The organism is Collinsella aerofaciens (genome assembly GCF_015553355.1).
Classification (GTDB): domain Bacteria; phylum Actinomycetota; class Coriobacteriia; order Coriobacteriales; family Coriobacteriaceae; genus Collinsella; species Collinsella aerofaciens_V.
In genome coordinates this window covers 21,234-36,422 of the sequence record NZ_JADNGN010000022.1, presented here as the reverse complement: position 1 = coordinate 36,422, position 15,189 = coordinate 21,234, and the positions used below count along the sequence as shown (strand labels likewise).

Here is a 15,189-nt window from a genome sequence, read left to right as displayed (position 1 = left end):
AGCCGTTTGTCTCCACCCGCGTAGCGGGTGGTTTAAAGCTGGCCGCTGCGCGGCCAGCAGACTAAAGTCTTGAATAAAAGACGGGGTCCGCAATGCGAACCCCGTCTGCAAAGAAATCTGGCGAGAAAGCCTGATTACTTGAGGGTGACAGCAGCGCCAGCAGCCTCGAGCTTCTCCTTGGCAGCCTCGGCGTCCTCCTTCTTGGCACCCTCGAGAACAGCCTTGGGAGCGCCCTCGACGACCTCCTTGGCCTCCTTCAGGCCAAGGCTGGTGAGCTCACGGACGGCCTTGATGACCTGGATCTTGTTGTCGCCGAAGCCCTCGAGCACGACGTCAAACTCGGTCTTCTCCTCGGCCTCAGCAGCGCCAGCAGCGGGAGCGGCGACAACGGCGGCAGGAGCAGCGGCGGAAACGCCGAAGGTGTCCTCGATAGCCTTGACGAGCTCGGAAGCCTCGAGAAGGGTCATTTCCTTAAGAGCATCGATGATCTCATCGGTGGTAAGCTTAGCCATTTCTAAGTCCTTTCGGTTTCCGTGCATGTGCACGGAGATCAGTTAAAACACGGCGCGAATGCGCCAGGGGTGCGGCGTTGCCGCCGCGGGTGAAAACAGCGACTAGGCTGCCTTCTGCTCGGAGACCTGCTGGATCGAACGAGCGAGACCAGAGGAAACGCCGTTGACGCAGACAGCGATGTCGCGAGCGAAACCGGAGATGAGACCGGCAATCTGGCCGAGAAGCTGATCCTTGGTGGGCAGCTCGGCGATAGCCTTAACATCATCAGCGGAAACGGCCTTGCCGTCGGAGATACCGCCCTTGATCTCAAGGACGCCCTTGGACTTAGCAGAGAAGTCCTTAAGGGCCTTAGCGGCCTCGACCGGCTCGGTCTCGTAGAACACATAAGCGACGGGGCCGGCGAGGATCTCGTCGAGCTCGGGCTGCTCCTGGTTCTTGAGAGCGATCTTGACCAGGTTGTTCTTGTAGACCTTCATCTCGGCGCCGCACTCGCGAAGCTGATGACGCAGCTCCTGAGCCTGCTTAACCGTCAGACCGTTGTAGTTGACGACGAACAGACCGGCGTTCTCGGCGATACGGGACTCGATCTCTGCAACCTTGTCGATTTTGTACTGCTGGGGCATGAATTACACCTCCTCGAATTCTTTCCGGGCACGGTCCGCCACAAGGACGTGACGGGGGCATGTCCAAAAAGAAAGCCCCCGCGCTGCATGAGCGACGGGGGCGAGAAGACATATCTACTCGACCACCTCGGCTGGCGGGATATCCCATTAAGCTTGCGGGCGATGCCCGTTTGCGCCGGCTGTCTCTGGCAGCGGATTCGTGCGTGAACCGAAAGTATTATGGCGGGGACCCCGGCGTCGGTCAACGGAAATCCGGGCTGCACACAATTCCACCATTCCGGCCGCGCCGCCGAAGGCCGGGCGCAAGGTTTTCGCTCGGTCAAGTCCTGGCTCGCACGAAGAACACATTAAGTGCTCTTCGGCTCGTGCGGAATCTACGAAAACCTTGCGCCCGGCCTTCGGCGGCGCGGTCTGCGTCAACTATGGGGCAGCCCGGGTTTTCGTTGGCTGACGCCCCCACGCATAACCCTTATGTCGGTGGGCTGATGTGTTGCGTCCCTAAGGACTACAAAGTCGAAATGAAGGTGGACAGGCGATTTAGGCCTTCGTCCAGGTTTTCATCGCTCACGCAGTAGCTGAGGCGGATGTGGCCTTCGGTTCCAAAGCAGTCTCCGGGGACCAAGGCTACGTTTGCTTCTTTGATGGCTTTGATGCAGAAGTCTTCGCTTGTTAGGCCGAATTGTTTGATGCTGGGGAAGGCGTAGAAGGCTCCTGCGGGTTCTACGACGTCGAGGCCCATGTTATTAAGGGCTGCGAGCACGCGTTCGCGGCGGGCTCGGTAGACTTTGAGCATGGGGGTTGGGTCGACGGTCAGGGCTCGGGCCGCAGCGTCCATCTCAAAGGAGACGGCGCTCGATACTAGGTATTGGTGGGCTTTTGCGATCTCGGCGATGACGGGGGCTGCCGCTGCGAGCCAGCCCAGGCGCCAGCCGGTCATGGCCCAGGGCTTGGAGAAGCTCTCGATAACTACCGTCTGCTCGCGAAGTTCTGGGTGGCGCTGGGCAAAACGCTTGTAGCCATCCACGTAGACCAAGCGGTTGTATACGTCGTCGCAGACCACGTAGATGCCCGCCTGCTCCGCTACGCGCGCCACGGCGTCGAGCGATGCCGCGTTGAGGATGCAACCCGTAGGATTGTTAGGCGAGCAGATGACGATGGCCTTGGTCGCCGGCGTCACGCAGGCACGAAGTGCATCTTCGTCGATCTGGAACTGAGCAGGCTCCGTATCCAAGAAGACCGCCTTGGCGTGGTTGGCCACGACGATGCTCTCGTATAGGCCAAAGGCCGGCGTGGGGATGATGACCTCGTCGCCGGGGTTGAGCATAGACATGAATGTTGCCGACAGGGCCTCGGTCGCGCCGTCGGTCAGGATGACCTCATCGGCGGAAAACGCCAGGCCCGCATCTCCCATGTAGGCAGACAACGCCTCACGCAAGGCGGGGCGACCGTTGTTGGGCGGATAGTGCGTATCGCCGCGGTCCAACGAAGCGGTTACCTCGGCGCTAATCACATCGGGCGTGGGAAAATCGGGCTCGCCGAGCGCAAGCGCAATGCATCCCGGATGCTGCGCGGCGAGCGCGTTGATCCGGCGAATGCCGGAAGGCTTGAGCGTGGCAAGCGAGGTGTTCATGGGCAGACGCATGACGTTCCTTTCGTAAGGGTTGCACTAGGATAGCGCGGCGAGGCGCCGCCAGACGGTGTAACCTAAACGGAAACCAACCGGAAAGGAGGCGGCATGGAGACGACCGCACGCGGCGATGTACCAAAAACATTGCATAACATCGCGTTTGTCAGTATTCCCGAGAGCGCCGATCTTGAGTTTTTGCTCTGGGACCTGCAGGATGCCATCGCCGCCTATGCACAGCTTTCTGGCACCGCGCTCCCCCGCCAGGTCGATTTGGAGGCGGATGATGCCGGCTGCGTTGCCGATGGCATCGTGCTCGCCGTTGATGATGCATTTGACGATGAGGCGATGGCTGTTGTCGAGCAGATGCTCGATCGTCTTGGAAATACAGAGGCGCGCGTCTATGTCGTCGTGCAGGTTGCCCACAGAAGCACCGAGGGGGTGCACATGCTCGTCGAGCGCCTGCGGGAAGCTTGCGAGCTCCGTAAACTAACGTGGTGTGGCGGCGCTGCCATCTGCGCCGGCAGCGGCATCGCGGCTCTTCGCCATTCCCCACGCATGGGCCTCTTACGCCGGCCTTTTTCGGAAGCGATGGATAAGCTTGTAGGCGCCGTGCGCATGGGCTGCTCCATTGGACATGCGCAGCTGCTTGGCGGCAGCGATGCCGATAGTGTCGATGCCGACGGCATGGTGCGCGCCAAGCCCGCCGTGCCCGCACCAATCTGGCGCGCCATCATCAAACGCCTCGGCATCCATGCTCAATCAAGTATCTAAATTAGAGAGCAGGCCAGTCAACTGCCTCGCGCCAGCGCTCGACAAGGCGCTCCAGACGCCAAGCCGCATTGGCAGGACTTGTCGACGGTAGAACGATGGCGGACAGCCCGGTGCGTTCTTGTAGATAGCGCTTGTAGAGCCGGCCAGCTGTACCACCGTTGCATATCACCTGCTTAATGGGAGCCGCGTCGGTAATGCGCTCGATATGTGCTGGCACGACGTTTTTGATGCTCGCGTCGCTCGACCCCTTAATGTCGCAGCTCTCAATCACATCCCACAGGGCCACGCCGCCGTTCAGTAGCATGGATCGCTTGGCAGCAATCGAGGCGTCGAGCGTTGCAGGCTCGCTGCCCGCCAAAGGATCGCCCTCGTTGGGAGGCACGGGCACGCCAAGGCATGCGGCCGTCACGCGCCAAAAGCGGTTCTGAGGATTGCCGTAATAGAAGGCATTGGCACGCGAGAGCACCGAGGGAAACGACCCCAACACCAAGATGCGCGAGCGCTGGTCAAACACGGGTTCAAACCCATGCTCAATATGTTGATAGCCCTCGTCAGACGCTGTCATGAGTTAGGCCCTCAACAGATAGCGCACCTCGTAGGGCGCAAGCTCAAGGGTACCCGTCAGCTCGACCGTGGGCACGCCGTCGGCAAGCAAATCGACAAAGGAGCCGTTGAGCTCGCCGGCGCCAAAGGCGAAGGTCTCGTCCACGGCATTCACCGCCACGAGCACCGTGGCGTCGTCGCAGGCGCGCTCGAACAGTAGCTGCTTGTTCTGGATCACCACGTTACGGTACGCGCCGTAGTTGAGAGCACGGGCCGCCGCGTCGTCGGCCGAGCGCAGGCGTGCAAGCTGCTTGATGAAGGCCGTCAGCTCGTTGGGTGCGGGCTCGTCGAGCGCAGGGCGCAGCGCCCAATCGCCATCGGGGCCGCCCTTTTCGCCGGCAATCCCCCACTCGCTGCCATAGTAAACGCATGGGATGCCCGGCATGCCAAAGAGCATGCCATAAGCGGGACGCAGGCAGGACTTGTCGGTGAGGATGCTTGCCAGGCGCGGCACGTCGTGGTTATCGACAAACGACAGCAGGTGTTTGCCGCGGTAGATGCACCAGTGGTCGCCACCAAACTGACGGTGCAGCGAGTGCGCGATCTCGAACATGTTGACCGAGTTAAAGCTGGAGCACAGGCCCTTGTAGCACTCGTAGTTGGTGCAGGAGTCGAGCATCTCGTCGTTGACGATCTGGTTGTAGTCGCCGTGGAGCGTCTCGCCAATCAGCACAAAGTTGGGCTTGAGCTCGCGGGTAAAGGCGTGCAGGCGGCGCATAAAGTCGCGGTCGAGCATATAGGCGACGTCCAGCCGCAGGCCATCGACGCCAAAGACATCGGTCCAACGGCGCACGGACTCGAGCAGGTAATCGACCACGGCGGGGTTTTGCAGGTTGAGCTTCACGAGCTCAAAATGCCCCTCCCAGCCCTCATACCAAAAGCCATCGCCGTAGCAGGAGTCGCCATCAAAGCTAATGTGGAACCAATCCTTGTAAGGCGAGTCCCACTTGCGCTCCTGAACATCGCGGAAGGCCCAAAAGCCGCGGCCGACGTGGTTGAAGACGGCGTCGAGTACCACGCGGATGCCGTGGGCATGCAGCGTCTCGCACACGGCGGCAAAGTCGGCGTCCCCACCCAGGCGGCGGTCGATGTGGCGCAGGCTGCGCGTATCGTAGCCGTGGCTATCGGACTCGAGCGGCGGATTGATCAGCACAGCGCCAACGCCGAGTTCCTGCAGGTAGTCGGCCCATTGGGCAATTTTCATGATAGGAGCATCGGGGTTGGGCGCGGCGTTGGCAGCCTGGGCGAGCTCATCCTCGGCAACGGGCGCGGCGTTTTCGCGCGGAGCTCCGCAAAAGCCCAGCGGATAGACCTGATAGAACGTCGTCTCGTATGCCCACATAGCAACCTCCCGAGTAACTTTCACGCAACGCTATCCATTGTATGCCCGGCAGGGTAGCTAATTTGGGACGGGCTGTTTTAGCTACCCCGACCCTCTCCTAGGTTGTGATTAGGCGACGGGCTTGGCGCGGCGTATGGCCGGGAACAGCACGGTGATGGCGAGGATGACGCCCACGACGGTAATCGCCCCGCCCACGAAGCCGATCCAAGCGATACCGGGACCCGAAACCACGGCGCCGCCGATTGCGGTTCCCGTGCCGATACCCAGATTGAACAGGCCCGAGAAGATCGACATGGCGACAGCCGACGAATCCGCCGGCGTGTACTTGATGAGCTCGGCCTGGAACGCCACGTTAAAGGCCGTGGCGCAGCAGCCCCATAGTGCGCAGACGGCAAGCACCAACACGAGCGCCGAGGCTGCGGGGGCCATAAGCAGCAGAGCCACCGGCACGCCGGAGAGCGTGATAGCCAAGAACGGGAAGCGGTGCCCATCGAACAGTCGGCCGAACAGCCAGCTTCCCACCAGACCAGAGCAGCCAAACGCCGTCAGCGTCATGGTGATGGCGCCCGCGTCGACGTGCGCGACCTGCGCCAGGAAGGGCTCGATATAGCTGTAGCTTGCGTAATAGCCGGTCGCCATAAAGACCGTGACCGCGTAGAGCGCGATCAGGAACGGGTTCTTGAGCAGCTCGGGCAGTTGTTTGACGGTAAAACGCTCGCCCGCCGGCATGGCCGGGAACACCGCGGCCTGGTACACCACCGCGGCGGCAGAGAAGGCCCCGACCACAGCGAATGTCATACGCCAGCCCACAGCCAGCCCGATGGCGCGGCCGATCGGCAGGCCAAAGATCTGCGCGATGGACGAGCCCGTGGCGATCATGCTGATGGCGAGCGCCCCGTGGCGGGTGTCGACCAGGCGCGAGGCCATGATCGAGGCGACCGACCAGAACACGGCATGCGCGCAAGCGACCACCAGGCGCGCACAGACCAGGATGGGATATGTCGGTGCCACAGCGGACAGGAACTGACCCAGAGAAAACACGGCGAGCACGCCGAGCAGCATCCGCTTGAACTCAAAGCGCGAGGCAAACACCATGAGTGGCAGCGACAGCAGCATGACGCCCCAAGCATAGACCGAGATCATGATGCCTGCCTGGGCCTCGGTGAGCGAGAACGACGCGGCGATATCAGTCAGAAGGCCGATGGGCATAAACTCCGACGTGTTGAACACGAACGCACAGCAGGCGAGCCCGATAAGCGGGAGCCACTGCCTGAGTGAGATGCCATCTTGTCTTGCCTGAGTCATGTAGGAAACCTCTCCGATTGTCTTGGGCGGTGGGCGATTATAGCAATGAGAAGTCTATAAAATGAGCAACAAAAGAATTCTTGGAAAACGATCGTTAACAGACGGCGCGCCAATTCTGCTTAGAAAGCAAGGTGCGCAGGAACTCAATGTCGAAAACGCGGCTTCATCTTCGGGCTATCGCGCCTGCTCGGATACGCACAAGGACACCCCCATGAGCACGTCAATTTCGAGCCAACTCGCAACCGCACAATGAACTAGCAAAAGCAGCATATAAGCAAACGCCCCATAATAAAGTCCCTCATGTACAAGCGCCGTCACTGAAAGTGCCGACGGCAGCGCCGCACTCGAAACTACCCATCCAACAAGAACCTGGATAGCGCAACTTGCAACCAGGTTCCATGCCACCAGCAGCGTTGCGGGACGCGCGATTTCTCTGCAGGAGGAACGAAGCACCGTGACCGAACGCATGATATAGCGTGGTGCAAACCGAATGCCTCGTAGTCCCCTCTGCTCCACGCCCGCATCTTCAATCAACACGAATACGAACGACGCGGAAAGAAGCGTCACGATTACTGCCACCACAAGCGAGCACAACACCCCGAGCTGGCTGCTCGCAAGCGAAGCAAAGACCACAATTGCCGATAAAATCAAGTGAACCAAATAAATTAGCAGCGCCCCAGAAATCTGGAGGGGAACCGTCGAGGCCAAGAGATAAACCGGAGGGGTTCGAACAGGTTGCACCGTCTCTTTGGACCGGTCGACGGCAAATAATGAAAAAGCAACATTCGATAGAAGCAGGTTTAAAAAGGCCGCGACCACAGTGCAAACAAGCGTAATGGACGGATTGATATAGGCGAGCTCAGTTGCAACGTTTGATACGCCAATTTGAAGCGCGCTCATAACAAACAAGGGGATATATAACGCCATCGTGCAGCCACTCCGGCATCCCTTCGCCCGATCGCCCGATTCCAGAAAGACATTGAAGTTCTCTCGCAAGTTCACTCTATACCCGTTTTCTTACTAGGCAGGGCGAACGGGCGCCAATATAAACGCCGGTCCGCCCATCCATAATTTCTAGTTTTAACGTCCAGACTAGTCTGTCCAGCCGTCGATGTAGTCGCGGTTAAGCTCAAAGTACTGCGCGGCGATATCTTTCGCCAAGGAGTACGAATTAACGAGCGGGTGCATCGCGAGGCTCTCGACAATGTCGCGCTTCGATCGGTTAACGATACCACGCGCCACGGTGCGCTCGTAGTACTTGACGCGACGAATCAATTCGAGGTTTCCCGCGGGCACAGAATCGGCTTCGACGCGATGCGGTACGCAGCCATCGGTGGAGATATCGCACGTTGACTCAATGACATCTGTATCGAGAAGGCCGGGGATGGCGCCATTGTTGGGGGTGCACAGGATCATCTGCTGCGTCTTGCCAGAGCGAGCAATATCCATGAAACGGAGCGCGACACCTGCGTATCCGCCAGCATCTTTGCCGTACACGTCAAACGTCCACGGCTTGTCGCGGTGAATACCTGTCTCGGCAGCCATGTAGTTGTTTTCGCGCATTCCGTACCACTTCTCAAAGCAGGCGAGGCCCTTTTCGAAGTCGTTCTCAATATCGATAGATGCAAGCTCGCTCGTCATTTCTCGATTAATTTCTTCGATTAGTTCGCCGCGCGTCTGGGGCGAAGAGAGAACGTTGGCAACGGCGCGCTCGCGATAGTAGAAATAGTATAGGTACTCATTTGGCACGCATCCGCGATTTAGAACGAGATCCTTCTCGAAGAACCTAAGATCTGTATGAGCATATGCCCCGTCGTCGTGGATCAAGTCGGGCATGATGTCCTCGCCGTCAACCGTCACATTGCGGAAGAACGAGAGGTGGTTGAGTCCATAGCACTCGCCCTGAACCGATGCGGGATCAACGCCTTTATACTCGGCAAACTGATGCAACATGCCCGAGGGGGCATCGCAAATGCCATAAGTAAAATCATAGCCCATATCGCGTAGGGCCTGAGATACGACGCCAGCGGGATTAGTAAAGTTAAACACCTTGACGCCCGGCTTTGCGTACTTCTTGATTAACTCGCAATACGAAGCAAGCGCAGGGACGGAGCGCATGGCAAAAGACACGCCGGCTGCGCCAGTCGTCTCTTGGCCAAGAACTCCATGTGAAAGAGCAATGCGCTCATCGCGAACGCGCATATGGTCCCCACCGACGCGAATCGTCGTGATCACGTAATCGGCGTCCTTAACGGCCTCGACTGCATCGCCCGTCAGTGAAAAATTAAGCGTGGGGCAAAGCATGCCCGAGACATGGGCGGCAAGGCCACCGTAGATGCGCAGCTTCTCGGGATCATTGTCCATAAACACAAGTTCGTCGATTCCAAGCGATGACGCCTGCTGGGCTATGCTCTTTGCCAAAAACATGGAGCGGACGCCACCGCCACCTATGACCGTAAGTTTCATATCGAAACCCCCAATTAGCACATTCAATATTGCATGGTTCGCCTGTGTTTGGATATTGTATCCAGCATGGAGGGCCGCTTCCCGCCCCGGCTGCAAGGCGGGAAAGGAATTCCCCAAGGAGTTATTATTTACGCAACGGAAGCGGCCACACACGTCCGGCGGGAAGGGGCACCGATGGTTGATAAAAAGCAGATTTCCAAGCTCTACTCAGCCGCAAAGCTATCCGAAACCGAGCAAAGCGTACTCGAATACCTGCTCAACAATATCGACACCCTCGATGATATTGGCATAAAACCCGTCGCCATGGCATGCTTTACCAGCATGACGACAGTCATCAGGCTTTCGAAAAAGCTCGGCTACCGCGGCTACCGCGAAATGATGTACGATCTCAAGCACCTTCAGCATGTCTCCCGCGAAATGAATCAATCACTCAAAGACAGTAGCGTCCACTTCGTATGCCACACCGGAGATGTAGACGTATTCATCGCCGCCCTGCATCGCAACAGAATGATCGGAGTAAACGGAGAGGGCTTCTCACGCATCGTTGCGCAGTACATGGCGACCAAGCTCGTTGGACTTGGCTTTTTGGCCGTCATACAGGACTTCCTAGAAACCGATCAGTTTGTCGAATCCAACCGAAATACGCTCAGCTGTATGATGCTCATATCCAAATCGGGCCAGACAGAAGCCATCCTGGAAACCGCAAGGGCATGCCACGACGCGGGCATTACGACCCTCGCGTTTACCGGCAACGAAGACAGCGAGCTCGCCAAGACGGCAGACGCGATCTTTACGATACATGACGATCACCCAATGGATCTTAAGAACGTTAAGCCTAACTGCTTTACCGGAAGTTGTATTCTCGCATTCGAAGAACTATTGAGTATCTGCCTTGACAATCTAAAACAAGAAGGCTTGGCCCCCTAAATCATGCGATAGGAAGCCAAGCCCTGGAATTGCGCTATGCAATTGCAAACCACTTGCGCGTTTTACTCGTCACCGAGAACTTCGTGCACCTCAGAAGCGACTTCGCCGACACGAGGACCGTAAATGACCTGGATCGCCTTGTCGCTCAGGCGGATAACGCCCATAGCTTCAAGATTCTTGGTGAACACCTCGTCATCTGCAACCTTAGAACCATCCTTGACAATCACGCGAAGACGTGAGATGCAGTTGTCAAGATCATCAATGTTGTCGGCTCCACCAAGCGCTTCGACAATGCCAACAGCAAGCGCGCTGTCCTTGGTCGCACGGCCCTGGACTGCCTTCTCGGGAGTGCTACCAGACTCGCCCTTTGCCTCAGCGGCCTTTGCCTCGAACTCAGCTCTGCTGTTGATCAACTCAATATCGTCACCATCATCTCGACCGGGCGTCTTGATATCGAACTTAGTAATAAAGAACCGGAAGAGGAAGAAAGCTGCCAGGAAAAAGGCGGGGAGCAGAATAAGGTACGGAAGCAGATTAAGCTTCTCGGGGCGGAATAAGAATGGGATCAGGTCCTTGATATTTCCCTGGTACACCGAAACGCCCATTGCCTCCGAGAGAACTTCACCCAGTCCGGAAAGCGGAGCGTAAACGCCAAAGTAGAGCCAGGGGGCGGCAAACAGGAACGTAAAGAGAATAGGCTCCGTAACGCCAAAGAAAACAGTCGAAATCACTGTGGGGATTAAAAGACCAGCAACCTTCTTGCGGTTCTGGGGCTTGGCACAAGACCACATAGCAAGGGCGATGCCCGGGAACAACGCGTAATCGTTAATGCCATAGCCGGCCATGAAGGCCCTAACCAAGAGCTTGTCGCTGCTGGGAGAAGCGAGCTGTGCAAGCTGAATAGCGCTATTGCCCACCACGCGCGTTCCGTCGACGACCATGGAGCCGCCAAGCTCAGTCCAATACATGGGCGTCTCGAGCAGCGGATGCAAGCCAAACGGCACAAGGCTCTCGAGCACCCAGCGATAGACAAACGTACCGACCAGACCGGAGCCTTTCACGAACGTTGCAATACCCGAGAAGCATCCACCGATGACGGGCCAAACGAAGTACATGATGCCGCCCAGGACGCCACCGGCGACCAGCGATACAATGGGGACCGTTCGACTGCCCGCAAAAAACGCCAGCGCCGTTGGAAGCTTGGTCTTGTAAAAACGGCCGGTGATCCAGGCGACCAGGCAGCCCACGATAATGCCGCCAAAGACACCAGAGCTGTAGCCAAAAAAGCCGAGCGAGGTAGTGTAGAGTGCGGACTGCTCACTCGCCTGAATGGACGTAAGGCCGACCTTCTGAAGAGCTTCCACCGTTGTATTGTCGGCAGCCAAGCCAGCTGCTCCAAGCAGAATCTCAACCGTCTTGAGCATGGTGAGATAGCAGACAAGGGCAGAAAAGGCAGCCCAGCCCTTCTCTTTGCGAGACAAGGAGAAGGCGCAGCCGACGGCAAACAAAACACCGAGGTTTCCAATGATTACCTCGCCGAGACCCTTAAATACCGAGAAGAACGTAAAGAGCGGCGAAGCGGCATACCAGTCCCAATTAACGCCAAGGGACACAAGGGTCAGTTCGGTCGTAAAAACGCTACCGATACCCAAAAAGAGACCGGAAATGGCAATGAGCGTAATCGGAACGAGCATTGCCTTTCCGAACGATTGGAATTTTTCTTTCATCAATTCCCTCCTCAATGAGCCTCTATAAACGCCTATTGCACCCCACGTCCCCACACAGGCGAAACGGAAGACATGTTCGGCAATAGAAACAAGGTGATTGTAGAAAGGGACGCACAAAATGCGCAGTGACATCGCGTAATACGGTTAAATCGACCGACGATTGCAAGTATTTACGAATCCGTAAACGGCAGCAAATAGGCAGCGAGCGGCAATCTGCAGCGTAGGACAGTCCCCACAGGCCGACAACTGCCGGTATTTTGGCTCATATTTATTGAATTGTTGCTCGCCCAAAAGCGCGGAGCATCAACGCGCCCCTAAGCCAACCCCAGCAATATACCCGCCGAATGCACGACAAACGCCACGATCCAGGCGACCGTCACTTGGAACGCAAACACGGCTACAGCGTAGCGCGCGCCCAGCTCACTCTTGACGGCGCCGATGGCCGCCACACAGGGCGGGTACAGCAGCGTAAAGACCAGGAACACGTAGGCAGTAAACGGAGAGAACATGGTCGACAACACCGCAGGCGAGGTTGCGCCCAAAAGGACCGTGAGGGTCGAGATGACGCTCTCTTTGGCAATAAGTCCGGTGACGAGCGCCGTCGAGGCGCGCCAGTCGCCAAAGCCGAGCGGGGCCAACACCGGCGCGATGATGCTACCCAGACCGGCAAGCAAGCTTTGTGACTGATCGGCGACCACATTAAAGCGGATATCGAACGTCTGAAGGAACCAGATGACCACGGTAGCGGCAAAGATAATGGTAAAGGCCTTGGTAATAAAGTCCTTGGCCTTATCCCATGCCAGCATCACCGTCGTCTTGACACTCGGCAGGCGGTAATTGGGAAGCTCCATGATAAACGGTACCGGGTCACCCTTAAAGGCCGTGCGGTTGAGCACCAAAGCCGCGATGCAACCGACCGCAATGCCAATCAGATAGAGCGAGACCATAGCGGGAACTGTCGCCTGTGGGAAAAACGCCCCGCACAGCAGGCCGTAGACCGGCAGCTTGGCCGAACAGCTCATAAACGGCGTGAGCATGACCGTCATCTTGCGGTCGTGCTCGGATGGGAGCGTACGGGTCGACATGATAGCCGGCACGGTGCAGCCAAAACCGACGAGCATGGGCACAAAGCTACGGCCCGACAGGCCAAAGCGACGCAGCACCTTATCCATGACAAACGCGACGCGCGCCATGTAGCCCGAGTCTTCCAGAATGGAGAGGAACAAAAAGAGCACGACGATAATCGGCAGGAAGGTCAGCACGCTGCCCACACCCGTAAGCACGCCGTCGACAGCCAGCGAACGCACTACGTCGTTGGTGCCGAACGCCTTGAGGCCCGCATCGGCCGAGGCGATGACGGCAGCGATACCGTCCTCCATAAGTCCCTGCAACGCCGCGCCGATCACGCCAAACGTCAGCCAAAAGACGAGGCCCATGATCACCAAAAACGCCGGAATGGCTGTGTAACGACCTGTCAGGATGCGGTCAATCTTGACGGAGCGCACATGCTCGCGGCTCTCGTGCGGCTTGACGACGCAACGCCCGCACACGTCGCCGATAAAGCTAAAACGCATATCGGCCAGCGCAGATAGGCGGTCGGTGCCGGCCTCGCCCTCCATCTGGGTAATGATGTGCTCGATAGCGTCGAGCTCATTGCGATCCAGGTGAAGCACCTCGGTTACCAGCTCATCGCCCTCGACCAGCTTGGTCGCCGCAAAGCGCACCGGGATGTGCGCCGTCACGGCATGGTCCTCGATCAGGTTAGCAATACCGTGGATGCAGCGATGCAGCGCACCGCCGTCCGGACCGTCGGGCGCACAGAAGTCCAGGCGACCGGGGCGCTCGCGGAACCGCGCCACGTGCAAGGCATGATCCACCAGCTCGCCGATGCCCTCGTTGCGGGCAGCGCTAATGGGGACAACAGGCACGCCCAACAGGCTCTCGAGCAGGTTGACGTCTACGGCGCCGCCGTTGGCCGTCACCTCGTCCATCATGTTGAGCGCGATGACCATGGGGCGGTCAAGCTCCATAAGCTGCAACGTCAGGTACAGATTGCGCTCGATGTTGGTAGCGTCGATGATATCGATGATGGCGTCGGGGTTTTCGTCCAAGATGAATTGACGGCTGACGATTTCTTCGCCCGTGTACGGAGACAGCGAATAAATGCCGGGCAGGTCGGTAACGCTCGCCTCGGGGTGGTTACGAATAGTGCCGTCCTTGCGATCGACCGTCACGCCGGGAAAGTTACCGACGTGCTGGTTGGAACCCGTCAGCTGGTTGAACAGCGTGGTCTTGCCGCAGTTTTGGTTGCCAGCGAGGGCAAAATGCAGTGGCGCGCCCTCGGGCACGGCCGTCTTCGCGGCGCGGGGCGAATACGTCCCCTCGCCCAGAGCCGGATGCTCCGTCGTGCCGATTGCGGCGTTAACGCGCGGGCCGGTATCGGTATCGTGCACATCCACGAGCTCGATGCGTGCGGCATCGTCCTTGCGCAGCGTCAGCTCGTAGCCGCGCAGGCGAATCTCGAGCGGGTCGCCCATGGGGGCGTACTTCATCATGGTGACTTCGGTGCCCGGCGTTAGACCCATGTCCAAAATATGCTGTCGGAGTGCCTGATCGTCCGATGCCACCGATGCGACAACGGCGTCCTTTCCAATCTCGAGTGCATCGAGCTTCACGTCCGTGTTCCTCCCCCGGCGCCCACAGGGCGTTGTATTTATGTTCACCATGGCTAACCGTTTGCCATGGCTAACCAATTTTAAGCTTACATGATAGCGTGAGCACACAACGACGTTCAATCGACAGATCGCTGCGATGGGAATTCTGGGCCATTGCTTCCCAGACGGGCCTGCTGCGGAAACCGCATCCCACTCCGGAACACGTAAACGGGATGGGCTTTCCGGTTGAGGCATCTAGCGGAAACTGCAGCCCGGAATCGGCATTCAGACTGGGATGCAATTTCCCGATCGAGCCCCTCGGGGAAACTGCGACCCGGAATCTGCGCCCAAAACGGGTCACGATTTCCCAAACGGGACGTGGTTTCCCGCGGGAGCAGAAACAGCCGCCCGCTCCCTCGACAAAATGATCCGTTCCCTCCGTCGCATGCGGAACATCCAAGGAGTGTCCCAGGGTGCCGGCACAATAGGAACGTCCCCAGCTGCCGGCGGCATTTCGCCGCAACAGCAAAAGCCCGCGCTGGCAACAAATGTCACCTGCGCGGGCTTGGTGGGCGCTCACAAAGGCACGTTACAGAGGCCCACGTCAGTTATGGATTACCGAACGGCACCG

General features: G+C 58.3%; 12 protein-coding genes. 2 read left to right on the top strand and 10 right to left on the bottom strand.

The annotated features are described in order from the left end of the window. Positions 1 to 134: 134 nt before the first annotated feature. The 3 genes from rplL to I2D57_RS06520 all read right to left on the bottom strand — a co-directional run bounded on the left by rplL (position 135) and on the right by I2D57_RS06520 (position 2,778). A complete protein-coding gene (gene rplL, locus I2D57_RS06530) occupies positions 135 to 512 on the bottom strand; it encodes a 50S ribosomal protein L7/L12 (protein WP_117758628.1) in 378 nt (125 codons plus the stop codon). Positions 513 to 614: 102 nt separating this feature from the next. After that, positions 615 to 1,136: a 50S ribosomal protein L10 gene (rplJ, locus tag I2D57_RS06525; protein ID WP_089572500.1), complete on the bottom strand. Its 522-nt coding sequence runs from the start codon at positions 1,134 to 1,136 to the stop codon at positions 615 to 617. Between the two features lie 505 nt (positions 1,137 to 1,641). Next, on the bottom strand, positions 1,642 to 2,778 hold the full coding sequence (locus I2D57_RS06520; protein ID WP_195361894.1) for a pyridoxal phosphate-dependent aminotransferase: 1,137 nt from the start codon (positions 2,776 to 2,778) through the stop codon (positions 1,642 to 1,644). A 93-nt stretch (positions 2,779 to 2,871) separates the two neighbouring features. On the opposite strand from I2D57_RS06520, the gene I2D57_RS06515 reads away from it, so the two are divergent. Next, on the top strand, positions 2,872 to 3,534 hold the full coding sequence (locus I2D57_RS06515) for a hypothetical protein (protein ID WP_195361893.1): 663 nt from the start codon (positions 2,872 to 2,874) through the stop codon (positions 3,532 to 3,534). A 1-nt stretch (position 3,535) separates the two neighbouring features. On the opposite strand, the gene I2D57_RS06510 is transcribed toward I2D57_RS06515, so the two are convergent. The 5 genes from I2D57_RS06510 to I2D57_RS06490 form a co-directional block, all read right to left on the bottom strand. Further along, complete coding sequence (locus tag I2D57_RS06510) at positions 3,536 to 4,099, bottom strand: uracil-DNA glycosylase family protein (RefSeq protein WP_195361892.1); 564 nt, start codon at positions 4,097 to 4,099, stop codon at positions 3,536 to 3,538. Between the two features lie 3 nt (positions 4,100 to 4,102). Continuing rightward, entirely contained in the window at positions 4,103 to 5,479 is a 1,377-nt protein-coding gene (locus I2D57_RS06505) for an alpha-amylase family glycosyl hydrolase (protein WP_195361891.1), read from the bottom strand. 108 nt (positions 5,480 to 5,587) lie between these two features. Beyond that, the gene (locus tag I2D57_RS06500; RefSeq protein WP_195361890.1) at positions 5,588 to 6,784 is read right to left on the bottom strand and encodes an MFS transporter; all 1,197 of its coding nucleotides are present in this window, start codon (positions 6,782 to 6,784) and stop codon (positions 5,588 to 5,590) included. 174 nt (positions 6,785 to 6,958) lie between these two features. Further along, positions 6,959 to 7,711 (bottom strand): hypothetical protein, encoded by a 753-nt coding sequence (locus I2D57_RS06495; RefSeq protein WP_195361889.1) that lies wholly within the window; start codon positions 7,709 to 7,711, stop codon positions 6,959 to 6,961. Between the two features lie 165 nt (positions 7,712 to 7,876). Continuing rightward, on the bottom strand, positions 7,877 to 9,250 hold the full coding sequence (locus I2D57_RS06490; RefSeq protein WP_117583084.1) for a family 4 glycosyl hydrolase: 1,374 nt from the start codon (positions 9,248 to 9,250) through the stop codon (positions 7,877 to 7,879). Positions 9,251 to 9,424: 174 nt separating this feature from the next. Between I2D57_RS06490 and I2D57_RS06485 the strand changes: the two genes are divergently transcribed. After that, on the top strand, positions 9,425 to 10,177 hold the full coding sequence (locus I2D57_RS06485) for a MurR/RpiR family transcriptional regulator (protein WP_158550125.1): 753 nt from the start codon (positions 9,425 to 9,427) through the stop codon (positions 10,175 to 10,177). A gap of 62 nt (positions 10,178 to 10,239) precedes the next feature. On the opposite strand, the gene I2D57_RS06480 is transcribed toward I2D57_RS06485, so the two are convergent. Both I2D57_RS06480 and feoB read right to left on the bottom strand, forming a co-directional pair. Further along, positions 10,240 to 11,904, bottom strand: coding sequence for a PTS transporter subunit EIIC (locus I2D57_RS06480; RefSeq protein WP_158558581.1), 1,665 nt, complete (start codon positions 11,902 to 11,904; stop codon positions 10,240 to 10,242). Between the two features lie 314 nt (positions 11,905 to 12,218). After that, a complete protein-coding gene (feoB, locus tag I2D57_RS06475; RefSeq protein WP_195361888.1) occupies positions 12,219 to 14,630 on the bottom strand; it encodes a ferrous iron transport protein B in 2,412 nt (803 codons plus the stop codon). Between the last annotated feature and the right edge of the window lie 559 nt (positions 14,631 to 15,189).

What these genes read in the sequence shown, in the direction of transcription:
- I2D57_RS06500 (WP_195361890.1), bottom strand. Translation starts at nt 6,784, where the DNA reads ATGACTCAGGCAAGACAAGATGGCATCTCACTCAGGCAGTGGCTCCCG.
- I2D57_RS06510 (WP_195361892.1), bottom strand. Translation starts at nt 4,099, where the DNA reads ATGACAGCGTCTGACGAGGGCTATCAACATATTGAGCATGGGTTTGAA.
- I2D57_RS06485 (WP_158550125.1), top strand. Translation starts at nt 9,425, where the DNA reads ATGGTTGATAAAAAGCAGATTTCCAAGCTCTACTCAGCCGCAAAGCTA.
- I2D57_RS06505 (WP_195361891.1), bottom strand. Translation starts at nt 5,479, where the DNA reads ATGTGGGCATACGAGACGACGTTCTATCAGGTCTATCCGCTGGGCTTT.
- I2D57_RS06495 (WP_195361889.1), bottom strand. Translation starts at nt 7,711, where the DNA reads ATGGCGTTATATATCCCCTTGTTTGTTATGAGCGCGCTTCAAATTGGC.
- I2D57_RS06520 (WP_195361894.1), bottom strand. Translation starts at nt 2,778, where the DNA reads ATGCGTCTGCCCATGAACACCTCGCTTGCCACGCTCAAGCCTTCCGGC.
- rplL (WP_117758628.1), bottom strand. Translation starts at nt 512, where the DNA reads ATGGCTAAGCTTACCACCGATGAGATCATCGATGCTCTTAAGGAAATG.
- I2D57_RS06490 (WP_117583084.1), bottom strand. Translation starts at nt 9,250, where the DNA reads ATGAAACTTACGGTCATAGGTGGCGGTGGCGTCCGCTCCATGTTTTTG.
- I2D57_RS06480 (WP_158558581.1), bottom strand. Translation starts at nt 11,904, where the DNA reads ATGAAAGAAAAATTCCAATCGTTCGGAAAGGCAATGCTCGTTCCGATT.
- I2D57_RS06515 (WP_195361893.1), top strand. Translation starts at nt 2,872, where the DNA reads ATGGAGACGACCGCACGCGGCGATGTACCAAAAACATTGCATAACATC.
- feoB (WP_195361888.1), bottom strand. Translation starts at nt 14,630, where the DNA reads ATGGTGAACATAAATACAACGCCCTGTGGGCGCCGGGGGAGGAACACG.
- rplJ (WP_089572500.1), bottom strand. Translation starts at nt 1,136, where the DNA reads ATGCCCCAGCAGTACAAAATCGACAAGGTTGCAGAGATCGAGTCCCGT.